The sequence below is a fragment of the Fusicatenibacter sp. genome, from assembly GCF_050872605.1.
In the GTDB taxonomy this organism is placed as follows: Bacteria; Bacillota; Clostridia; order Lachnospirales; family Lachnospiraceae; genus Fusicatenibacter.
The window spans coordinates 17,347-39,833 of the sequence record NZ_JBNMHD010000031.1 but is presented as its reverse complement, the minus strand read 5'-3'; the positions used below and the strand labels follow the sequence as shown (position 1 = coordinate 39,833).

Below are 22,487 nucleotides of genomic sequence, written 5' to 3'. Positions count from 1 at the left end.
ATCAAGACATAAGTTGTCGATGAGAAAGAAAAGGTTTGTAGTAAGCCTGCGTCCAATTAAGTACTTGGAAGAACTTTTAGAAGCTTAAAAAAACTGAAAAAGCAGAATTGGTATTAGATAGTCATTCATGCGTTTGTCGTGGTGCGCTGCTCGGCGTAGTAATTCACTATTGGATCCCGTCCAGCTATATCAAGGACACCGTCATCGTAGAAGGTGTGCTGTATGTCATCGGCCAGGGCTTTATCCGCCTGATGCAGATGCTTGTCGTACCGCTTGTCTTCTGCTCCCTCGTCTGCGGAAGTATGTCCATCGGAGACAGCAAAACCCTCGGAAAGGTCGGCGTAAAAACGATCGGCTTTTACCTTGTCACCACTGCACTTGCCGTCTGCATCGCACTTGGAACCGCCCTGCTCATTCACCCGGGCCTCGGTCTTAACATGAGTGCGGTTCAGAAAGCAGATCTGTCCTCAACAGCAGCAGATTCCAGCGTCAGCCTGGTGGATACACTGCTCAACATCATCCCGAAGAACCCGATTGGTTCTATGGCAAACGGCGATATGCTTCCCATCATCGTATTCGCCCTGTTTGTCGGCGTAATGCTTGCAAAGCTCGGAAACCGCGCTTCGGTCGTTTCCAACTTTATCAGTCAGTTTAACGATGTCATGATGGAAATGACCATGACGGTCATGAAAGTGGCTCCGGCCGGCGTTTTCTGTCTGATTGCACGTACCTTTGCAACGGTCGGCTTTTCTGCGTTCGCACCGATGCTGAAATACATGGGAAATGTAACACTGGCGCTGGCACTGCAGTGCTTCGTCATTTACCAGATCCTGCTGTTCGTATTCACACGGCTGAATCCGATTAAATTCGTGAAGAAATTCCTTCCTGTTATGGGATTTGCATTTTCCACCGCAACCTCCAACGCGACAATCCCGATGTCGATTGATACACTGAACAAAAAGATGGGTGTCTCGAAGCAGATTTCTTCGTTCACCATTCCGCTCGGCGCAACCATCAACATGGATGGTACCTCCATTATGCAGGGTGTCGCTGTCATCTTCATCGCAGAGGCATACGGTATTCATCTGACTCCGGCAAACCTCGCAACGGTTGTTGTTACCGCAACACTGGCTTCCATCGGTACCGCCGGTATCCCAAGCGTCGGCCTTGTTACCCTGGCTATGGTACTGAATTCCGTCGGACTGCCAACGGAGGGTATCGCCCTTATCATGGGTATCGACCGTATTCTCGATATGCTGCGTACTGCCGTCAACATCACAGGTGATGCTGTCTGCACAACGATTGTCAGCCATCAGGAAAAAGCACTCAACCGCGAAGTGTTCAATCGCGATTAACCGCAGCGAATCGCTTGCGAAAAGCCTTTTTCAGGCATGCCCTACGGCTAAGAAAACGCGTTCCCGTTTTCGGAAACCCCTGTGGTTTCCGGCGGGAACGCGTTTTTCTTATCTCATTTTTCTGTTACAGCTCAAATGCCTGGCGGATGCTGTCGTAATGCAGGAATTTACCTTCTGCGGCGTATCCTTTGATTTCGTCCGGCGTTGCAAAACGGTAGCCGTCCGTTTCTGCTTCCTGGAGATGGAGATCTTCGTCTTTGACATCCATCACGAAGCGATAGACATCGACAAAATAGTTGTCTCCCTCATCCGGGTTGATACGCTGGTAAGTGAAGAGGTAGCCGCCGTCTGCCTTGCTCACATCGAGTCCGGTTTCCTCTCTGACCTCACGGCGCACGGCCTCCCAGGAGCTCTCTCCTGCCTGTGCCGCGCCGCCGGAAACCTCCCACCAGCCCGGTGCCCAGGCTTTCGTCATGACACGTTTTGTGATGAGAAAGGTTCCGTCCGGTCTTGCAATTACGCCGAGCACCGTCAGGTGAAACTCGCCCGGCTTCATATGCCAGTCATTCCGTTTCATCGTGCGGCCGGTCGGCTGTTTGTTTTCATCATAGATATCCCAGAGTTCCATATCGTGTTTTCTCCTGTCGAACTTCTTTCGAGCCCCATCTCAGTTTCGCATGGTTCTGAATCATTACAGATACTGTTTAATCTCTTCCATCACATTTTCCAGCGGAATCTGTGTTTTCAGAGTCTTATCGCGGGATGCAACCTCGACAACACCCTGTTTCATGTTTTTCGGGCTTACGATGATGCGCAGCGGAATACCGAGCAGGTCGGCATCGGCAAACATTACGCCGGCTCTGACGCTTCTGTCGTCGTAGATCACTTCGATTCCTGCGTTCTGCAGATCCTCGTACAGCTTGTCCGCGTATGCTCTGACTTCCTCGTCATCGACGCGGACTGCACAGAGGTGTACCTGCCACGGAGCGATAGCTTTCGGCCAGATCGGGCCGTACTCATCGTGATGTGCCTCGCAGACCGATGCTGCCAGACGGCCGACACCGATACCGTAGCATCCCATGATCGGAGTCTGGCTCTCGCCGTTTGCATCCACGTAAGTCATATTCATGGATTTTGTATATTTGGTTCCAAGCTGGAAGATATTTCCGACCTCGATACCTCTGGAGATCTTCACGGTCTTTTTGCCGCATTTCGGGCAGATGCCGCCCTCCTGGATTTTTGCAAAATCGTGATACTCGGCATTCGGAACGTCGCGCTCCATGTCGAGTCCTTTGTAGTGATGCTCTGCCTCGTTGGCTCCGCAGGTGAGGTTATTTCTTCCCTCGAGGGATTTATCGTAGAGGACAACGGCATCTCCGTTCACCTTCAGGTTCACCGGTCCGATATAGCCTGCGTTCAATCCGCATTCTTCGGTGATCACGGCTGCGTGAACCTGCTCGCCGAGGAAGTTGACCAACTTCGTCTCGTTGACTTCGAGATCGCCGCGGATGAAAAGGACAACGTATTTATCATCGACATTCTGCTGATAAACAACGGCTTTACAGGAGTTCTTTGTCTCGTCTCCGAAGAAATTGCAGACGTCTTCAATGGTGTGGACGTTCGGTGTATAAACCTTTTCGAGTACAGCGGACTCTGCATCTCTTGCAAGATCAGAGATATTCTCGGCTGCTTCCATGTTGGCTCTGTAATCGCAGGAATCACACAGAACGATGGAATCCTCTCCGACCGGAGTCAGAAGCATGAACTCGTGGGAGATGTTTCCTCCCATCATACCGGAATCGGATTTGACAGATACCACCTCCGGCACGCCGACACGCTCGAAGATGCGCTCGTATGCTGCGTGGCATTTCTCGTAATACTGCTCCAGATCTTCCTGACTGGTATGGAAGGAGTAAGCATCCTTCATCGTAAACTCGCGCACACGGATCAGTCCGGCTCTCGGACGGGCCTCATCACGGAATTTTGTCTGGATCTGATAGATCATAAACGGATATTTGGTGTAGCTCTGTGCATACTCGCGAACGAGATGTACGGCTGCCTCCTCGTGGGTCATACCGAGTACCATTTTGGCATTGTTGCGGTCGGTGAAGCGCAGCAGCTCATCGCCGATGCTCTCGTAACGGCCGGACTCATCCCACAGAGAAGCCGGCATGACAACCGGGAACTGTACTTCCTGGCCGTCGATTTTGTCCATCTCCTCGCGCAGGATCTGCTCGATTTTGCGCACAATGCGGCGCAGCGGCAGATAGGAAGAATAGATTCCGTTTGCCATATATTTGATGTATCCGCCTTTTACCATGATGGCATGGCTGTCGATGACACAGTCAGCAGGTCTTTCTTTGAAGCGTTCTCCTACTAATTTTTCAAGTTTCATTTTCTGATTTCCTCCTTATTCTTTGGGTTTTCAACATCTGAAATCTTCCAGACGCGAGAACATTCCAGCCTGTCCGATTTTAAGCTTTTAGTCAACATTTTACGCATCTAGCTCATCACGGAAGTAACGAGAATGCGATGCTTCGTTTTCAAACAGAAAAAAGCCCTAAACCGCAAGCTGCAGTTTAGGGCGAATTTTTGTATCCGCGGTACCACCTAAATTCAGGAAAACTCCTGCACTCTGACACAAAGCATTTGTACCCCGCGATTTTTGTATTTTGTAATACGCGTGATCTCTGCTCTCTGTACCTTCTCTGTAACGGGAGATCCCGGTGCAGCCTACGAAATAAATTTTCCCTGATGGATTTTCTTCTCTTCGGTGCACAGCTCCAAGACCGGTTCACGATAGATTCTGCAAAAAGCTTTCACCTGCCGCTTTCTCTCTGAATGCGCTCTGTCGCTACTGTTTCTTTTCGTCGCTTTTTCACTGCACTGATTGTAGCAGAAACCTGAAAAGAATGCAAGCCCGTTCCTTCTGCTTTTTCTGCATAAACGCCCGCACAGGTCACAGGCCTTCCCGGTACATTCTGCTGATTGCCGCCTGGGCTTCCTCGGACTGTTTTTTCTCAATCCATGCTTTGCGGTCACTCAGAATAGCCAGCATCTCATCGACAACGTCCTCGGCGCGCGGGCTTGTGACGCGGTAGAGATAGCCAAGCATCCGCGTGGCGGTAAAGTCCGTATTCATCTGGCGGTATGCAATTTCCCGGCAGAAGTCATCGGGGTAACCGTTGTGTTTTAACGCACGGTACAATTCGTCATTTCTCGTTTCTGGCATTGCCTGTCTCCCTTTTTTGTATATACGGTCTGATCCGCCGGATTTTTCTTTTTCTTTAAACATTTACGTTTCCGCTGTTCAGGCCTTCCGTCTTTTCCTCAAGTGGCAGCCAGTCCAGTGCCTTTTTGATCCACTCATCCCAGAAATCCCATTCATGGCCACCCTTGCTCTCATAGTAGACAATGTCCATGCCGCTCTCTTCCATCCGTTTATGGTAGAGACGGTTTACTTCCAGAAGTCCGTCCTCTGTTCCGCACGCCTGGAATACGGTCGGCACATTGACAGACGGATCTTTTTCCCGTGCTTCCTTTAACTGCTCGATAAGAACAGCCGGGTTTTTGTCACTCTTTGCTGCTTCGACCAGATTTCCGAAATAACCTTCTTCATGTGCAAAGCTGTCCGCTCTGCTCTCTTCCGGATTTTCCAGCACATGAAGTGCGCCGGACAGGCAGATCACAGCCCCGAAGGTATCGTGATATTTCAGGCCATTTCTGAGTGCGCCAAAACCACCCATGGAAAGGCCTCCGATAAAGGTGTCTTCTCTTTTTCTGGACAGCGGAAACATTTTTCTTGTGATCTCAACCAGTTCTTCTCCGATAAACTGTCCGTGCATGGCACCGATGGACGGCTGATCCACATAAAACGCATTCTCGCCGGCCGGCATGACAACGGCAAGGTTTTTCTCCTCTGCCCATCTTTGGATTCTGGTTCCATGAACCCAGTCTGTTTCATTTCCAAAAATGCCGTGAAGCAAATACAACGTTTTAAACGGTTTTTCCTCGCGCTTTGGCTGCCCAAAGGTAAATTTGTCGACCGGCAGAATAACCTGCAGCGGTACGGTGCGCATTAAAGTTTTTGACATGAAGCTTACCTGAATAAATGCCATAATAAAAATCCCCCTGTGGATATATATTTTTCTTTATTTTACGCCTTATTTCCGCGTTTCGTCAACGTGAAGTTTTGCGTTCCTCCGGTTCCGGCTTGCGACCCGAAGCAATTCACGATATAATCATGTTTAGTTTGAGTTTTTTCTGCAATAAGATAAGGAGATTTTCTATTATGATAAAATTGATCGCAACCGATGTCGATGGAACGCTCGTCAAAGACGGCACACTTCTGATCGACCCGGAATATGTGACTGTTGTTTCCAGGCTTGTCGACCAGGGCATCCATTTTGTTGTCTGTTCCGGCCGCCAGTTTTCCAGTGAGCAGAAGCTTTTCGCTCCGATCAAGGACCGCCTGCTCTACATCTCCGATGGCGGAACTGTCGTGCGCACACCGGAAAAGATTTTGAAAACATATCCGATGGAAACGGCACTCTGGAAATCCATGTGCCGCATGGTACACGACGAACTCCCGTCCTGCGACTGCTTCGCCGCTACCCCGGACTACTGCCTCGCCGAAGATGCCGGAAGCCGCATGTTTCACTGGCTTCGCGACTCCTACGGCTTCGATGTCCGCGAAGTGCCGGATCTGTCGAAGGTAGAAAACGAGGACATTATCAAATTCACAATCTACCATCCAACCTCCTGTGAAGAGCTTTGCTCCCCAAATTTCATCCCGGCGTGGAAGCATCAGGCAAAACTCGCTGTCGCCGGTAAGGAATGGTTGGACTGCAACGCCCGCGGTGTCAGCAAGTGGACCGGTCTCTCGTTCCTGATGAGCTACTTTGGCCTTACCCCAGACGAAGTCTGCTGCTTCGGCGACAACCTGAACGACATCGAGATGCTTCAGAACGCCGGCGAAAGCTACGCCGTCTCCAACGCCCGAGCGGAAGTCATCGCCTCGGCAAAACACACCTGCCCGCCTTACTGGGAGAACGGGGTGCTGCAGGTTCTGAAAACGTTTTTGAAGTAAACGACAAACCCGTGCCGATAGCAAATTCAACAGCGATCGCCGCTCCGGGAATCAGCTTCCTCCAGATGTATCGTTTTTTCTCTCTCCCCAAAACATTCCGTATTTTTCATCACATCTGATGCTGCCACTTCCCGCTTCGATAGCGAATGGCAAAGAAAATGGCACGAACAACCCAGTCCATCGTCATGGCGACCCAGACACCAAAGACGCCGAATCCCATACGCACCCCAAGCACATAGCTCATGCCGATTCGGCAGATCCACATGGATAGGATCGAAAGAATCATGCAAAATGCCACATCATTGGACGCGCGGAGTACATTCGGCAGGGTGAAGGCAATTGGCCAGATTATCATACAGCAGATGCCGTGGTAAACGATGATATCTTCCGTCATGGCAGTTGCCTCCGCAGACAGACTGTAAACGTGAAGCACCGCTGGAAGTGCCGCGATGACACCGAGACAGCAGACGATCATCAGGCCATAAATGATGATGTGCAGCTTTTTCGCATAGTATTTTACCTGCTCATAGTCTCCCGCTCCCGCGCACTGTGCGCTTACGGTCAGCACTGCATTTCCGATCGCCATACCGGGCAGTGTCTGGAAGACAGCAATCGTGTTGGACACGGCATTTGCCGCGATCGACGCTGTTCCGAACTGTGTGATCATACTTAACACCATAATTTTGCCGAGCTGGAACATACTGTTCTCGAGGCCGTTCGGAATGCCGATGCCAAGGATTTTTTTCAGCATATGGAAATCCGGTTTTAATTTCACCGGATAAGAGCACCGCACCGGATACCGCTTATTATGTACGAGAACAAATGCTGCCACTGCCGCATACATACGCGAAAGCAGCGTCGGAATCGCAACGCCGTCCACGCCGAATTTGAGCACATAGACCAGAAGCGCATTTCCCGAAATATTGATCAGGTTCATGACGATGGATATTTTCATCGGCGTTTTCGAATCACCCTGCGCGCGGAAAATGGCCGCACAGCCGTTGTAAACCGCCAGAAAAGGAATGGAAGCCGCTACGATCATCAGATAAATATTGCAGTTTCTTTCTACCTCTGCCGTAATGTTTCCAAACACAACATGCAGAATAAACGGCTTTAAAAGATAGACCGCCGCCATGATTACAACTGACAGCGCCGTTGTCACCAGCAGAAGCTGGTCAGCTGCCTCACATGCTTTATGTGGCCGCTTCTTTCCGATATACTGGCCGCACACGACGGCTCCTCCGGTTGCAATCGCGGTAAACATGTTGATCAGCAGAATAAAGATTGTATCAATCAGCGACACACTCGACACCGCCGCCTCGCCGACACTTGATACCATAATTGAGTCCGCCATGCCGACTGCGATGGCAAGAAGCTGTTCAATCAGAAGCGGCACAATCAGCCGTTTCAGATCCGCATTGGAGAACAGGTTACCATCCCGTTCCTTCAGATAATTCATCTTTGGTTCCCTCCATTTTCATACCTTCTCCGTTGATGAGTTTTCACGCATGCGTATTACGCTCATGCTGTTTTTATCTTACCTGCATTTTTACGTAAAAGCAAGAAGAACCGGCATTATCTCTTTACCGGTTCTCCATTGATTGTCTGTACCAGGACTTCACAACCAGAATCATTGCTTCCACAATTATTCTACATCTGTTCCGTACACCCATCCGGTATCTCTTCCAGGCGTGCTATTATCTCCATCTTGTCTATAACCGCAAGGGAATCTGCAATCCCTCGCATAAGCAGTAATATGTAAGAGATTCAATTATCCCGCAACTTCAAAAAATCCAGGCATCTTATACAGATGTCCGGATTTTTAATCCTCTGTTCCTTTATAGTACCCCATGCGGCGCAATGCCGATAGCAAATTCAACAGCGATCGCCACAATGACTACCAGCAGCGAAATGATGAATCCGTGCAGCATCGGCTTTGCACCGGAGCGGCAGAGGGATTTGAAATCGGTGTTCAGGCCGATGGCCGCAAGAGCGGCTACCATTAGGAATTTGCTGATCGTTTTTAATACGGCTGCTGCGCCTGCCGGGATGAGGCCTAACGAGGTCAGGGCGGACATGGCGAGGAAGCCTAAGATGAACCACGGGAAGATGGATTTGATGCTCACCTTTACGGCGGTTCCTTCTTCTGCCTGTGCTTTTCGTTTCAGGTGCACGTTGATGGCGGCAAACACAAGGACGGCTGGGATGATGGCGAGGGTTCGCGTCAGTTTTACCATCGTCGCGAAATCACCGGCTGCCTCGCTGAATGCGTAGCCGGTGGCAACAACGCTCGAAGTATCGTTGACTGCGGTTCCTGCCCAGAGACCGAAAGCGGCATCTGACAGGCCCATCCAGCGGCCGAGGATCGGGAAAACGACGATCATGATCGTGTCAAATAAAAACGTTGCGGACAGGCCATAGGCGATATCCATATCGGTCGCCTCGATGACCGGCGCGATCGCTGCAATCGCAGAACCGCCACAGATACCGGTACCGGCATTGATCAGGCTGCTTGTTTTCCAGTTCAGGCCGAGCGCTTTTCCGATCAGAGCGCCGAGGCCGAAGCACGTTGCCAGGGTAAATACCATAACCGTGAGGGAAAATCTTCCGACTGTCAGCACCGTGCGGATATTCAGGCTCGCGCCGAGCAGAATAATCGCAAATTTCAGGATCTTTTTCGATGTAAATTTAATTCCCGGCGCTGTCACGCTGTTCGGTTTGTAGAAGGCATTTACAATCATACCGATAAACATCGCGATGACCGAAGCTCCGATAAAGTGCAGACCGGCGCTCTCTTCCAGGCTTTCCAGAAATTTCGCCGCAGCCGCAATCACCAGCGCCATTGCCGCTCCGGGAATCAGTTTCTTTCCGTTTTTCACAATACGTTTCCTCCAGTTTTCTTTTTCATTTTCTCTCTTTGCCCGTTTATTTTAATATGCTTTCATGATAAAATAAACGCATAAGTAAGAATGTATTCATTCCATTTTGTTATTGAGAATTTTACAAAGGAGTTTTTATGGATCAGAAACTGGAAACTTTTTTAACACTCTGCAAGACCATGCACTACGGCCGCGCCGCGGAACTGCTCCATCTCTCACAGCCGGCCGTCAGCAAGCACATTCAGGCACTCGAGGCGCAGTACGGTGTCCGCCTCTTTACGTATCAGGCGCGGCGGCTGCAGAAGACGCGCGAAGGTGATCTTCTCGAGCAGTATGCTTTTTCTCTTCGCTATAACGAGGAATCCCTTCTCACCCGTCTCCACGAAAAATCAAAGACTCTGCTCCGCATCGGTGCGACAAAATCCATCGGCGATTATATTCTGCTGCCGGAAATCCGCCGCTTTCTTGCCAAACCGGCCCAGCAGCTTCACTTTCTCGTCGACAACACGGCACATCTTCTCGCCAAACTGGAAGACGGTGAACTCGATTTTGTTGTCCTCGAGGGGCTTTTTGACAAACAGCGCTATGACTTTTTCCTGCTCCGTGAGGAACCGTATCTCGGCATCTGCGCCGCCGGCCATCCCTTCGCCGGAAAACAGATTCCCATCCCGGATCTCTTCTCCGAACGCCTGATTCTCCGCGAAGAAGGCTCCGGCACCCGGAAAATCCTCGAACGCGAACTCACCCAGTCCGGCTACCACGTCAGCGCCTTCTCCGACTGCGCCTGCATCAGTTCCTTTAAACTGTTAAAAGAACTCGTCCGCGAAAACTGCGGCATCAGCTTCGTCTACGAAGCCGTCGTCAAAGACGACCCCCGCTTCGGCCGCTTCTTCTGCCCCCCGCTCACCGGGGCGCACGAACTGAATGTCGTCTACCTCAAAAATACGGACGCGGGACGCTGGGCGCATCAGTTTCTGGAAAGGTGACAGAAAAAAAAAAAAAAAACGGAGAACCGGCATCATCACTTTATGGTTCTCCGTTTACTGTCTGCCCTCTTCCTTATTTTCTCTCTGTAAATTCAATTCCATAATCTTCCAGAACAGGAACAATATCTTCACTTTTCATAAACAATCCGTCTGCCCAATAATAACCATCTTCCAACGTTATTATAACAATCGTAAACGGATGAAAATAATCCATGTTATGCTCGTCTATACCTGGATATAAAGAAAAACAAATTTCATGCCATGTATCTTTTTTAAACTGAACGATTCGTTTTACTTCAAATTCATCCCACGAAATTGTTTTTGAATATTTTCCAAAATGAAGAACACACTTTTCACGATAAAAATATACTCTTCGAAGATTATAGAATATCACGGTTAATCCGAGACATATCATCCCATAGAGAAAACATAGGTAAATGACTGCTTCATGCTTTTCAGGTTTTAGTTCAACAAACAAATATACTAATGTCACATAAAGCCCAAAGCACTCCATACATGCAATTATTTTGGATGGCAGAAAACTTTTTATTTTCATTTCTCGTTATTCACCTTCTCTTACTTTACTTTTTTTAACTCAATCTGGTATTTTTCAATTACTTCTGAAAGTTCATCCCTTCGTATGGCAAGTTCTCTCCTTGTCAATCCATTTACAAAAAACAACGGAGAACCGGCATCATCATCTCTTTACCGGTTCTCCGTTCACTGTCTGTACCAGGACTTTGTCAAATCTTGCGTATTTTTTTACTTCTTTCATCAACGCATCGAGGTCTTTCACAATCTGCTCCCGCTTTCCTGTCGGTCCTATGAAATATTCCCTGCCTCCCATTTCCAGCGGATTTCCTGTCGTTCTTGTCCGTACACCGAATGTAAGTCTTCTGCTACCCCTCCGGTAATAAATCGTATAGGTACGCGGTACATAATTAAACAGAGCGCTTTCTATTTCAGAAACCTTATAAAATTCGCCGCTTTCTTTCGCCGCCGCGTACCGCCGGTCCTTCAGGCAGTCCATTTCGGCTACGGAAATAAAGCAGATCAGATAGTCCAGAAACGAAAACACAACCAGAATCAGTGCTTCCACGATTCGTCCCGTCTTTGTTTTATCCAGAATGTGAACATACGTATCCCCGTAAAATACCGCAAAGAAAAGAATAATACTCAAAATAATCTTGATCCACGGCCAGAGACGGGATTTAATTTTTCGGTTTACTTTAAAAACATTGATCCAGTCAAGCAACTATTTTTCCTCCAACTCCGTCATAATATCTGCATTTATTCTACACGCTTTCCCCCGTAAAAACAACAGAAATCAGAACACTTTCTCTCATTTCGTACGTTATTTACTTTCTGTATACTTAACACCGTATGAAGTGAGCAATTCACAAAATTCATCGGCACTGAGCGGTATGATTCCCCAGCCCGGTCCGCGGAACTTATCAAATATCATAATACTGGTAAATGGATGATAGGTGCACCAAAATAAACTGTCGTCTTTCTGTTTCGATATGTTGAAGAAAAAATGATCATTGTATCTTTGTATCACAGTGAAATCTTCCCATTCTATCTTTTTTTCATACCTCAAAAAAGATAGCTTTATTCCCCATTCGTAAATGTAAATTTGTCTTAGAAGTTCTACAGTTACAGCAACACCAAATAAGCCAATAAAAAACATCATTCCTATCAGTACTATAATACTTTCCTTCAATGAATACGATTGGATCTGGGCTTTTTCTTTTATCCATATACTCGCCAAATAATAATTACCCATAGCACACACAATCAACTTTATACTTCTACCCAAATCATCCCATATTACTTTCATTCGATCTTCGCCTCCAATTTCTATTTACTTTCCGCATACTCAACACCGTACGAAGTGAGCAGTTCACAAAATTCGTCGGCACTGATTGGCATAGTACGGACACAACTAAATTCTGACTTATCAAATATCACAAAGCTAGTAAATGGATGATATGTTGAAAAAAACAGACCGCTATCTTTTTGTTTTGATACGTTAAAGAAAAAATGATTTTTATATCTTTGTATAACGGAAAAATCCTCCCATACAATTTTTTTCTTATATCCCAAAAAGGCAAGTTCCATTCCCCACTTATGGATGTAAATACGTGTTAAAGCATCTACACTTCCCCATGACACTATCCCGCAAATAAACATCATTCCCAATATTACCCAAAGCTTTTGAGGCAAATTATATAATTCGCATTGATTCTTTGCTTCTTCCCAAAATCTTGTCATAAGATACCCGATGCCTATTAATATAGCAACTTGTCCAAACATAAAAAACTTACGATATCCTGCTCTCATATTTGCCTCCATCAAAAAACAGTTTACCCCCAGCTTTCACTCTATGTCAATTCATGAGTAAAAGGAAATAGAGAAATTTAGAAATCCAATATTTTACTCAACTGTCAAAGATGGCGTTTTACACGCTTCCTCCGTAAAAACAATATGCTTTATGACAGTTGATCCATCCCGCTCCCGACAGCAGTCTGCCCCAGCTTTTGTTTCTGATTTCTGTGATCGTATAACTTCCCTGATCTTTGATGACTCCCACCACTGGGTATTCTACTCCGGGGCCTGTGCGGATGTTTAGTGCCGGGTCCGTTACACGGTAAATGCCGGGATTGTATTCACTTTTTCCACCGCCGTTTTCCGTTTCTCGAAGCAGACGCTGGAACCGCTCCCAGTCTCCCCGCTTCTGAATCTGGGACGGGCAGTTTTTGCTACAGATGTCGTAATGCCGGTAAACTGCATCTGCCGGAATCCCTGTCTCGTTCATCAGGTCTTTCACCAGTTCCACTGTATGTAAAAATGCGGTTTCGTAATCATATCCTTTCTGCACGCACATCTCAACTGCGATGCTGTTCCGGTTTCCATATCTGCCGAACAGATTTTTACTTCCATAATTTCTCCCGATATGCCAGCATCCTCTGCTGTGCGGCGCAGCCTGATAAGCAATTTCTCCGTCATCTACGTAATAATGCGCCGACATATCCTGAAAATTTCCCTGGTACTGCGCTCTTGCATGTGCGCGGGCATCGGCTCCGGCGGCAAAGTTGTCTGTATTATGTACCACAATACACTGCGGATGATTTTCCGGCCAGGTATTCTGGTTACTGCAATAGCTTCTGTCAATCCTCATTTGCTCTGCTCCTCCTTTCTCAGCACATCAATCCTCGACCGCAGAATCTCAGGAATTTTCACTCCCATCAGTCCTGCATTTTCCAGGATCGAAACTGCTTCATTTAAAATAAATCCAATGCAGACGGCATCCCGCAGGTAATTGGTCTGTGTGAGCTGATCCAGTTTTTCCGCGATCAGCACAAAGAACAGCATCATACCTTTTCTGCAAAGTCCTTTCCATCCCGCACGGCTCTCCAATGTTCCGTTTTCAGATTTCGGACTCTTTTTAAAAACGACAGGAAGCAGAACACCTCCCGTGATCCACTCAATTGCCATAAAGCAGACCAGCGTTTCCAGCGCAGCATCCCAGCCTCCAAACTGTGCCGCAAGGAAGCTGCCTGCTGCGGCAATGATCGTGCGATAAATTGATTTCATTGGCATTTCCTTCTTTCTTTTTCTAAATTTGCGTATAAAAAGGGAAGTGGCTGGTAATTCGTGGGATCTTACAGCCACTTCCACTCTTTTTGTATGTTATTTACTTTCCGTATACTTGACACCGTATGAAGTGAGGAGGTCACAAAATTCGTCGGCGCTGAGCGGTATAATATGAACAGAACGATTTCGCGAATTATCAAATATTACAAAACTAGTAAATGGATGAAACATTGCCCAATACGGACCTGGATCTTTTTGTTTGGACATATTAAAGAAAAAATGATTATGATATCTTCGTATAACAGAAAATTCTTCCCATTCAATTTTTTTCTTATATTTCAAAAATGAGATCTGCATTCCCCATTCATAAATATAAATACTGGTTAAAGCATTTATAATTCCATATGCTACACCAAAAGTATAAATCATAAACCAAAATATCATAAATGCTTTATCTTGCATATTATAGGAACTAATTTGACCTTTGGCCTCTTCCCAAAAATTCAGCATAAGGTATCCGCACCCCATAAACACCGATATACTAAAATATTTATAAAATTCACGATATCCTACCTTCATATTTGCCACCTACTAATTTAACTTTTACCTTTGCACAAGGTACTCTCATCTTGTGCAAAGGTGATTTATAGATTTTCTATCTAAGTGCCGGAAGTCCTATATCTTGCATTTTTTTTGAAATCGCAGGCTTATTATTTTGCCAGTTTTTCTTTGTTTTCCCATTTTTTTTCGTACTAAAATTGCTGTTGCTATTTTTCTTAAGTGTTGATCCATTTTTATTTTCCTGCTTCTTTGTTTTTCCAAAAATCCCATCCAAAACGCCACTTTTTCCATGTCCAAGTATTGGTGTTTGAAAAAGATCCGAAAAAACAGAGAGCGCCACTTCCTCTGACATTTTTTTTACGTAAATATTATAAGTACTTGGCACTAAAAACGTTGAAATCCCATCATAAACTCCAGCTGCTACAGCTCTCTTCGCATCTTTTGTCTCCCTATACTCTAAATAAAAGCCTCCCATAAAGCTCACCAATATAGCTGTTGGGATATCACCAGCAGCGCCATTAATACCTCCCGAAATAGCCGCAACACACAGTCCTTCCATTGTTACATCTTCCCCGCTAAGCTCACATTGAAGCCAATATGTGACTCCTCCCAGCAGCCCGAATATTAAAAATCTTCCGTACGGTGTTTCAAGCAGTTTTTCGATCACCCCTACTACCTGTGCTAAACTGCCTTCCTCATCTACCGCATTCACCGGATTGTTGCAGCAATACACATAAAGGTTCTTTCCGTTCATGCTGAACATTTCCGCTTTTACAACATCAAAGTTGTCTGCGCAAAGGAATCTGCACAGTTCCGGATCATAATAGCGGCTGGCGGTGACATAGAGCTTGGTATCGTCGTCATAGCAGTAGCTGCGATAACGGAACGGGTTAAGTTTACCGATATTTTCTCCGCTGGTATCAGTCAGACCAGTCTGTTTTCCCCATGCATCGTAAGAATAGTTTACTACCTGTTTTCCATCGCTGTCAATCAGTCCGATGACATCGTTCTGGCTGTTGTACAAGTAATAATACTCTTTTTCTCCCTTTTTCAGCATCAGCGGGGATTTATCCGCGCCATAAACAAACTGAACCAGTACATCTCCATATTTGGTTCCCATCAGTTTATTTCCGCACCAGTAGTTCTTATGGCTGGTTCCGTTCAGGTCTTTCCACTGGACTCTGTGTCCTTCGCTGTCGTAATGGTAAACTGCTTTCTTTCCGTTTAAAGTCAGGTTCTGCAGCAGACTTCCTCTGTACCAGGTCAATGTTCTTCCTTGATAAGCTGTAATATTGCCGACCGCGTCATAGGAAATGCTGCTGCCATTATAGGAAACAAGCTGATCTTTCCACCCTGAAGTGCGGTAGGTAAACACATCTGTCTTTACCGCAGTGCCAAGTGTTCCTGTTGTATAGGAATACTCTTTTCTGGACGTCATATTCATTCCGGCATCGTAGGTATACGTAATACTCTTATTTTCCCATACAGAATCCACACGGGTCAGTTCACTCAGCGCATTATACGTATATTTTACCTTCTGAACACCATTTTCGGAAATCGTAATAATATTTCCCACTGCGTCGTAAGTAAAGGACAGTTTCTTTCCGTTATTGTTGATTTCTTTGAGAAGCAAGGTTGTAATTCCCGCTTTTCTTCCCGGTACAAAGGTATAGTCGACCGGATATGTTTTGTCCTTCAGATGAATGGTTTTTCTGGTAACACGGCATAACGTGTCAAAGGTATACGAAATTTTGACTGCATCATTTACCTTGATCTGGTAAATCACATCCGGTGCCTGCGCTTTTCCCACCTCGCCAAATACGCATGATGTTGAAATTCTGCTGTCATCAATCTGATGTACCATGCCTGTGCGTCTGTTTTTGTTGTCATACTGAATACGCGCCGTTTCTCCATCTGTTGTACGGTATCCTGCCATTCTCTGGATCATATCATAGTCAAAGAAAATCTTTCTGTCGTTTTCCAGATCCTCGTGGTAAAACACATTTCCATAGTCATCATAGACATTTCGGAAGACTGTCGTTCCATTCCACTTCTGCTCCACGATCTGCTCGTACTTGTCATAGCTGTTTTTCAGCACTTCTCCTGTCGCATACTTTACTTCGCTGAGCGGTCCGTCCGACGGAAGGTAATCGTATTCTTCCAGTGCATTTCCGCCTGCCAGAATTCTGGTCTGATTTCCGAGGAAATCATATTCATAGGTATACTCGAATCCATTGTGGGTAATCGTTTTTAACCGGTCACCATCATCGTATGTATAACCCAGTTTTACCGTATTCGTTCCATCAGAAGCTGTCGCACCGGTCAGAAGATCGTTCTTGGTATCATACGTATACGTTACCTTATTTCCCTTTGCGTCGGTAACGCCCGTCAGCAGACGTTCTTTGCTGTCGTATTCGTTTGTTGTTACAAATCCTCTGGCATCTGTCAGTGTTTTTACATTTCGGCCGGTTGCCGTGTAGGTATACTGCGCCGTCATGCGCTCACTGCATGCCTCCAAAATGAATTTCGTAATTTCGTTAACTCGCAAAAAGACAGCTTCCTGCCTGATGGATCGGCTCCATTCTTAAGGCAGGAGGCTGTCTTTTCCTACTATACCCGCTCTACTAAAAGCTGCTGCATCGGCGTAAGATTTTCGGTTTTAAGGTCGTTCAGTTCCCGAATTTTTTCCGTTGTCGTATAGAATTTCTTCGCGATATCCCACAGTGTATCCCCCGGCTTGACGAAGTAGCAGGTGATTCCCGGTAGGCTCTGGAGTTCTTCTGGGTCGCGGTCTTTTTCTTCGACGTACTGCATTACCATTTCTTTTCTGCGACGGAAGACGAGGGCATTCAGGTTCAGTACGACTTTGGCTTCGATGTCGCTGCTGTCCGGCATGGTTGTGGAGAGCTGGTCGATGGAGGACTGGAGTTCGTAGCGGCAGTCTGCTCCGATTCCCGGGACTTCGATGGTGTGGCGGAAGGGGATGGCGGTTTCGGCGGCGTAGAACGGCATTTCATCGTCGCTCACGACATAGAGCGCCCCAAGTTCCACCACGCCGGTTACTTCGATGCCGTTTTCTACGATTCTTTCCTCGTCGATCTTAATTTTGCCGTCGCTGTGGCAGATCTGCAGAATTTTGTTTTTCGGCACGCGCATCTGCAATTTGTCGGTCAGGCGGCATTTGGAGGAGTTGCGGATCAGAAGGCTCTCGAGTGTCTCCTCCTGCACTTTTGGAATGCATTCTCGGTGCGGATGGTAAACGTCCTGCAGAAGTGATACGGTTTCTTCCTGATACAGACAGATGTCAAGTTCGAGTACGGCCTCCGCCTGCAGGACCCGCTCCTCGCCGTCGGAATCGGGCTGGATTTCGAGTGTGGTCTGGCCGAGTGTGCTTTCGATCCGCGGGATCATCTCGGAGGTGCATCCCTGGCATTCCACTTCTGCCTGGAACGGGAGCGCCTGCTCTACCCACTGCAGCGGGTGATCCTCCTCGCCGTCGCTGTACAGGCAGAAAACAAAGAGTTCTCCCTGCGCACTGACCCTGCCCTCCTCGGAACGGAGATCGAGACCGCGCACTTCCAGATCCTGCCAGAGAATCTCGTGCAGCTCCGGCTTACCGGATGGAATCGTAAGCTCCTTTTTGACGCGCAGCACATCCTTTTTCTGCACTGCAAGCTCAACCACGCGGTATTCCTGCCTTTTTACCGCAACATCGCTCTCCCCGCGGATTTCCATCGGCACGGCGAGGTCGCACAGTTCCTCGATCCACGCGTGCAGCGTGACGATCGCGCGCACGCCCAGCTTCCGCGAGTTGATGAGATGCAGGTTCAGATCCTCCACTTCCCAGGTAATGCAGACCTTGTCGCCGCCGGTCAGCCCATCGAGGTGGATCGTCTCGTCAATCGGAAGCTCTCCGGAAAGCTGGCAGATCCGGCGCCGTTCGCCGTCGGAGACGTACAGCAGATGAAAGGTGAGGCCGCCGAATACACGCGCTTTTCCTTCCGAAATCTGCACATCCCCGATCGTCACCTCACCTTTTTTCTGAATCATCCGCCCCACATCGGGCCGTGCGTCCGGCACGTTGTAGTCCTCATCAAACGTAATCTGTGACACCGCTTCGCTTTTTCTGCTGATCTGATGCAGAATCTTTTTTACAAAATCCATAAGGCTCCTCCCACTCTAATCCTCAAATACGACTGAGATTCCCGCCGCTGCTTTCGTTTTCAGCACGACGTAAGGGCAGGAGGCGGCGCCTTTCTGCTCCTCCTTTGCGGCAGGTCCGACGAGTTTTGTCCGCACGAAAACGGCATTCTCCGATTTCGATACTTCTTCGATCTGTATGGAAAAGCCTCCGCTTTTCTGCTTTCCGTAGCCGCGCAGTATGTAGAGATCGTCCCCGCTCTCGTACGCCATCTGGAACGCGGATTCTTTTTTCTCCCGCAGAATCTGATCAATTTCCGGCGGAAAATCGCCCGGCTTTACAATCGCGTACGACAGTTCTTTCCGCTCGCCCTCGCTTACATCCGTAATCCGGCACGATGCCAGGAGCATCAGGATCACCGCCGCCAGAAGAACTCTTCCCCGTTTCTTTTTCTTCCCCATCATTCCAAACGCCGCTTCCCGCTCTTTCTATCCATTGTATGACGAGCCGCGGTCTTCTATGACGCAAAATCTTTTTCTGAAAAAGACGAAAGTTATTGCAACATGCCCCGTCAATGACGTATACTGAAAAGTACGCAATAACTGAATATCACTATTTTACAAGAGGAGAAAAAGATTCATGATTCGTTTTATTCTGGTCATTCTGACCGCTTTTCTGTATCTGATTCTGTCGATCCCGGTGCTTCTTGTTCTGCTTCTGATCCGTAAGAAAAAGCCGGAGGTCTGTGACAAGGTAAGCCGTGCGCTGATCCGCTGGATTTTCCGCGTGATTCTGTTTTTCGCCGGCACGAAGGTCACGGTGGAAGGACAGGAAAATATTCCGAAAGATCGTGCTGTTCTCTACATCGGCAATCACCGCAGCTATTTTGATATTCTCGTAACCTACACAACGGTTCCGGGCTCCTGCGGATTCGTAGCGAAAAAGGAGCTGGCGCGCATTCCGCTCTTAAAGAACTGGATGGATCTCATCCACTGCCTGTTTCTCGACCGATCCGACATCAAACAGGGCCTGCAGATGATCCTTGCCGGATGTGAGGAGATCAAGAGCGGCACTTCCATCTGTATCTTCCCGGAGGGCACCCGCGGCAATACGGAGAGCGAGCTGGAGCTCGGCGAGTTCCACAACGGTTCATTCAAGATGGCAACGAAAACCGGCTGCCCGATCATTCCGCTTTCGATTTCCGGTTCCAGAGAAATCCTGGAAGCACACTTTCCGAAGATCCGCGGTACACACGTTACCGTGACATACGGCAAACCGATCATTCCGGGTGAGCTTACGAAGGAAGAGAAAAAAGAAATCGGAAATTATACGAAAAACATTCTGCTGGAACAGCTGAAAGAAAATCCGGCAAAATAAAAAACACTGGCACGAAAAAAAGTGCCGGACACATCTGTAAAAAACAGAAGCGCCCGGCGCTTTTTTCTTATAACAATTCTCTTATTTCTCTGCGGAGAGCATCTCCACAATCTTTCCATACTCCATAAAGTGTGATGCCTTCACCAGAATCTGATCGCCGTCCTGTAAGAGCTTCGGCAGTTCTGCCATCAGGCTTTCGCGGTCTGCGAAGTGGCGGATTTCCAGTTGCGGGTCTGCCTCTTTTGCCGCTTTTGCAAGGTGCTCGCAGAGCGGTCCCGCGCAGTAGAGAGCATCGATACCGCAGGTTCCGGCGTGTGTGCCGACTTCGGCGTGGAGTGCTGCCTCATCGGTTCCGAGCTCGCCCATATCGCCGAGTACAGCCACTTTTCTTCCCTTCGCCTCTTTCAGGACATCGAGGGATGCCTTCATGGAAACCGGGTTTGCATTGTAGCAGTCATCGACAACCGTGTATTTTCCCGTCTCGATGATGTGGAATCTTCCGCTCACCGACTGCAGTGTCTCGATTCCCTGCTTGATCTGATCCAGCGTCAGCCCGTACGTGCATCCTACTGCGGTTCCAGCCAGCGCATTGTAGACCATATGGCGTCCCGGAATCGGAATCAGTGCGGAAAAACTGCCCTGCGGGGTATGAATCCGGCAGGAAATGCCGCGGAAGCCCTGGCTCTCGATCTCATCGGCATAATATTCATTCTTTGCATCCAGTCCGAAATGAACCGGCTCGATACCGTGAACCGTTCCAACCGTGGACAGCTTGTCGTCGTCCCCGTTGATGATAATGTGGCCGTTCTCACGCAGATGATCAAAGATCTCGGTCTTCGCCTGTAAAATACCATCTCTTGTCTTCAGATTTTCCAGATGACACCATCCGATATTCGTGATGACTGCAGTCTCCGGGCGTGCGATCTTCGCCAGACGGTGCATCTGGCCGAAATCGTCGATTCCCATCTCGAGAACCGCCATTTCATCCCCTTCGCGCAGGCGGAAAACGGTGAGCGACAGGCCCAGCTCATTGTTGAAGTTCGCATCCGTTTTCAGCACGCGGTATTTCTGCGCCAGCACCGACGCAATCGTCTCTTTCGTGCTGGTCTTTCCAACGCTTCCCGTGATGCCGACAACCGGAATATTGAGCTGCTGCATATAGTATTCTGCCATTGCCTTGATGGCTTCCATGGAATCCTTCACGAGGATATACGGGCATGGCGGTGTTTCAAGTTTCTGCTCGGAAATGACAGCAAGTGTGCCCTGAGCAGCCACATTTGGGATAAATTTATGGCCGTCCACACGCTCACCCGGAATTGCAACGAAGAGGCTTCCCTCTCCCGCTTTCCGGCTGTCCGTCACGATATCAGCGACTTCCGCTGTTTTCTTTTCTTCCGGTCCGAAGTAGGTTCCGCCGCACACCTCTGTGATGTGTTCAAGTGTCATATTTTTCATGCGTTGTTACCTCTTTTTCTGAGAGAAAGCTGGATCAGCAGCTCGCACAGTTCCGGATAGGAAATGCCGAGTACCTGTGCCTCCTGCGGCAGAAGACTGGTCGGGGTCATGCCCGGAAGGGTGTTTGCCTCGAGGCAGTACATTCTTCCGTCCTTGCGCATCATAAAGTCGAGACGGCAGTAGTTTTCGATGCCGAGAGCGGCAGCGCCGTCCTCTGCGTGCTTCTGCATTTCTTTCGTCTGCTCCTCCGTCAGTACGGCTGGGCAGGTATCAACGGTCGATCCTGCTTTGTATTTGTTCGTATAATCATAAAAACCTTCGATCGGTGCGATTTCGATGATCGGGTAAGCCTTTCCATCTACCACGCCGACGGAAAACTCTCTTCCCTCGATATACTCCTCAACGACAACCTCAGGCTCATAGGAGAAAGCATCCTTCATTGCCTGCCAGTATTCTTCGTTCGTATGCGCAATATAAACACCGACGCTGGATCCGCCGCAGCATGGTTTTACGACAACCGGAAGCTCCAGTCCGAAGCTGGACAGCGGCTCGCTCTCCTGGCCTTTTTTCAGGGTAACGCCGTTCGGGGTCGGCACGTTGTGTGCGCGGAAAAACTGTTTGGTGATGGATTTATCCATCGCAAGGGCACTGCTTAAATAGCCGGTTCCGGTGTACGGAATGCCGAGCAGATCAAACGTTGCCTGTACCTTTCCGTCCTCTCCGTTTGCGCCGTGCAGGGCAAGGAAAACAACGTCGGCCGCCTCGCAGAGCTCCAGCACATTTTCACCGAAGAATCTGCGGCGGGATGCGGTCATCTCATCCAGTTTCTCATCAAAACTGTGCATATATTCTGCTGCTTTGTCTACATCATAGTTTTCCTCTGCAAATGCATCTTCCAGGCTTCCCTCTACGTTAATGCCACAGAAAATGTCCACCAGAACTGCCTGATGATTTTTCTCTCGGAGTGCTTTGCACACCATGGTTCCTGAAGTGATGGATACCGAACGTTCTGTGCTGGTTCCTCCAGCTAATACTACTATCTTCATC

At 48.1% G+C, this 22,487-nt stretch carries 22 protein-coding genes and 1 other annotated feature; of the genes, 4 read left to right on the top strand and 18 right to left on the bottom strand.

Going from position 1 to position 22,487, the window contains the following annotated elements:
- Positions 1–107 precede the first annotated feature (107 nt).
- The gene (locus ACY2VT_RS10145; RefSeq protein ID WP_461879811.1) at positions 108–1,355 is read left to right on the top strand and encodes a dicarboxylate/amino acid:cation symporter; all 1,248 of its coding nucleotides are present in this window, start codon (positions 108–110) and stop codon (positions 1,353–1,355) included.
- Positions 1,356–1,479: 124 nt separating this feature from the next.
- Here the strand turns inward: ACY2VT_RS10145 and ACY2VT_RS10140 are convergent, their stop codons facing one another.
- From ACY2VT_RS10140 to ACY2VT_RS10125, 4 genes are all read right to left on the bottom strand, one after another.
- Positions 1,480–1,983: an NUDIX hydrolase gene (locus ACY2VT_RS10140; RefSeq protein ID WP_461879810.1), complete on the bottom strand. Its 504-nt coding sequence runs from the start codon at positions 1,981–1,983 to the stop codon at positions 1,480–1,482.
- 63 nt (positions 1,984–2,046) lie between these two features.
- Entirely contained in the window at positions 2,047–3,750 is a 1,704-nt protein-coding gene (locus tag ACY2VT_RS10135; protein ID WP_461879809.1) for a proline--tRNA ligase, read from the bottom strand.
- Between the two features lie 182 nt (positions 3,751–3,932).
- Positions 3,933–4,235 (bottom strand) — a binding site (T-box leader).
- 79 nt (positions 4,236–4,314) lie between these two features.
- Complete coding sequence (locus tag ACY2VT_RS10130; RefSeq protein ID WP_022461797.1) at positions 4,315–4,587, bottom strand: hypothetical protein; 273 nt, start codon at positions 4,585–4,587, stop codon at positions 4,315–4,317.
- A 55-nt stretch (positions 4,588–4,642) separates the two neighbouring features.
- Entirely contained in the window at positions 4,643–5,473 is an 831-nt protein-coding gene (locus ACY2VT_RS10125; protein ID WP_461879808.1) for an alpha/beta hydrolase, read from the bottom strand.
- 173 nt (positions 5,474–5,646) lie between these two features.
- Here ACY2VT_RS10125 and ACY2VT_RS10120 point away from each other — a divergent pair, with 173 nt between their 5' ends.
- Positions 5,647–6,444, top strand: coding sequence for a Cof-type HAD-IIB family hydrolase (locus tag ACY2VT_RS10120; protein WP_461879807.1), 798 nt, complete (start codon positions 5,647–5,649; stop codon positions 6,442–6,444).
- 109 nt (positions 6,445–6,553) lie between these two features.
- Here ACY2VT_RS10120 and ACY2VT_RS10115 read toward each other — a convergent pair whose 3' ends face one another.
- A complete protein-coding gene (locus ACY2VT_RS10115; RefSeq protein WP_461879806.1) occupies positions 6,554–7,903 on the bottom strand; it encodes an MATE family efflux transporter in 1,350 nt (449 codons plus the stop codon).
- A gap of 379 nt (positions 7,904–8,282) precedes the next feature.
- Positions 8,283–9,323: a YeiH family protein gene (locus ACY2VT_RS10110; RefSeq protein WP_461879805.1), complete on the bottom strand. Its 1,041-nt coding sequence runs from the start codon at positions 9,321–9,323 to the stop codon at positions 8,283–8,285.
- 137 nt (positions 9,324–9,460) lie between these two features.
- On the opposite strand from ACY2VT_RS10110, the gene ACY2VT_RS10105 reads away from it, so the two are divergent.
- A complete protein-coding gene (locus ACY2VT_RS10105; protein WP_461879804.1) occupies positions 9,461–10,309 on the top strand; it encodes a LysR substrate-binding domain-containing protein in 849 nt (282 codons plus the stop codon).
- A gap of 73 nt (positions 10,310–10,382) precedes the next feature.
- Here the strand turns inward: ACY2VT_RS10105 and ACY2VT_RS10100 are convergent, their stop codons facing one another.
- The 10 genes from ACY2VT_RS10100 to ACY2VT_RS10055 all read right to left on the bottom strand — a co-directional run bounded on the left by ACY2VT_RS10100 (position 10,383) and on the right by ACY2VT_RS10055 (position 19,072).
- The gene (locus ACY2VT_RS10100) at positions 10,383–10,865 is read right to left on the bottom strand and encodes a hypothetical protein (RefSeq protein ID WP_461879803.1); all 483 of its coding nucleotides are present in this window, start codon (positions 10,863–10,865) and stop codon (positions 10,383–10,385) included.
- 141 nt (positions 10,866–11,006) lie between these two features.
- On the bottom strand, positions 11,007–11,564 hold the full coding sequence (locus ACY2VT_RS10095) for a hypothetical protein (protein WP_461879802.1): 558 nt from the start codon (positions 11,562–11,564) through the stop codon (positions 11,007–11,009).
- A 99-nt stretch (positions 11,565–11,663) separates the two neighbouring features.
- The gene (locus ACY2VT_RS10090) at positions 11,664–12,149 is read right to left on the bottom strand and encodes a hypothetical protein (RefSeq protein WP_055228022.1); all 486 of its coding nucleotides are present in this window, start codon (positions 12,147–12,149) and stop codon (positions 11,664–11,666) included.
- Positions 12,150–12,169: 20 nt separating this feature from the next.
- Positions 12,170–12,652 carry a hypothetical protein gene (locus ACY2VT_RS10085; protein ID WP_055228023.1) on the bottom strand — a complete coding sequence of 161 codons (483 nt, stop codon included), beginning with the start codon at positions 12,650–12,652 and terminating at the stop codon, positions 12,170–12,172.
- 118 nt (positions 12,653–12,770) lie between these two features.
- On the bottom strand, positions 12,771–13,490 hold the full coding sequence (locus ACY2VT_RS10080; RefSeq protein ID WP_055228024.1) for an N-acetylmuramoyl-L-alanine amidase: 720 nt from the start codon (positions 13,488–13,490) through the stop codon (positions 12,771–12,773).
- On the bottom strand, positions 13,487–13,906 hold the full coding sequence (locus tag ACY2VT_RS10075) for a phage holin family protein (protein ID WP_461879801.1): 420 nt from the start codon (positions 13,904–13,906) through the stop codon (positions 13,487–13,489). The genes ACY2VT_RS10080 and ACY2VT_RS10075 overlap by 4 nt, the downstream gene beginning before the upstream one ends.
- A gap of 96 nt (positions 13,907–14,002) precedes the next feature.
- Positions 14,003–14,485 carry a hypothetical protein gene (locus tag ACY2VT_RS10070; RefSeq protein WP_055228026.1) on the bottom strand — a complete coding sequence of 161 codons (483 nt, stop codon included), beginning with the start codon at positions 14,483–14,485 and terminating at the stop codon, positions 14,003–14,005.
- Between the two features lie 76 nt (positions 14,486–14,561).
- A complete protein-coding gene (locus tag ACY2VT_RS10065) occupies positions 14,562–17,015 on the bottom strand; it encodes an RHS repeat domain-containing protein (RefSeq protein WP_461879800.1) in 2,454 nt (817 codons plus the stop codon).
- 62 nt (positions 17,016–17,077) lie between these two features.
- Positions 17,078–18,631 (bottom strand): DUF3794 and LysM peptidoglycan-binding domain-containing protein, encoded by a 1,554-nt coding sequence (locus tag ACY2VT_RS10060; RefSeq protein ID WP_461879799.1) that lies wholly within the window; start codon positions 18,629–18,631, stop codon positions 17,078–17,080.
- Positions 18,632–18,646: 15 nt separating this feature from the next.
- A complete protein-coding gene (locus ACY2VT_RS10055) occupies positions 18,647–19,072 on the bottom strand; it encodes a protease complex subunit PrcB family protein (protein ID WP_461879798.1) in 426 nt (141 codons plus the stop codon).
- Positions 19,073–19,247: 175 nt separating this feature from the next.
- Here ACY2VT_RS10055 and ACY2VT_RS10050 point away from each other — a divergent pair, with 175 nt between their 5' ends.
- Positions 19,248–19,985: a lysophospholipid acyltransferase family protein gene (locus ACY2VT_RS10050; protein WP_461879797.1), complete on the top strand. Its 738-nt coding sequence runs from the start codon at positions 19,248–19,250 to the stop codon at positions 19,983–19,985.
- 81 nt (positions 19,986–20,066) lie between these two features.
- Here the strand turns inward: ACY2VT_RS10050 and ACY2VT_RS10045 are convergent, their stop codons facing one another.
- Positions 20,067–21,440 carry a UDP-N-acetylmuramoyl-tripeptide--D-alanyl-D-alanine ligase gene (locus ACY2VT_RS10045; RefSeq protein ID WP_461879796.1) on the bottom strand — a complete coding sequence of 458 codons (1,374 nt, stop codon included), beginning with the start codon at positions 21,438–21,440 and terminating at the stop codon, positions 20,067–20,069.
- The gene (locus tag ACY2VT_RS10040) at positions 21,437–22,486 is read right to left on the bottom strand and encodes a D-alanine--D-alanine ligase family protein (RefSeq protein ID WP_461879795.1); all 1,050 of its coding nucleotides are present in this window, start codon (positions 22,484–22,486) and stop codon (positions 21,437–21,439) included. Before ACY2VT_RS10040 ends, ACY2VT_RS10045 begins: the two co-directional genes overlap by 4 nt.
- Position 22,487 lies beyond the last annotated feature (1 nt).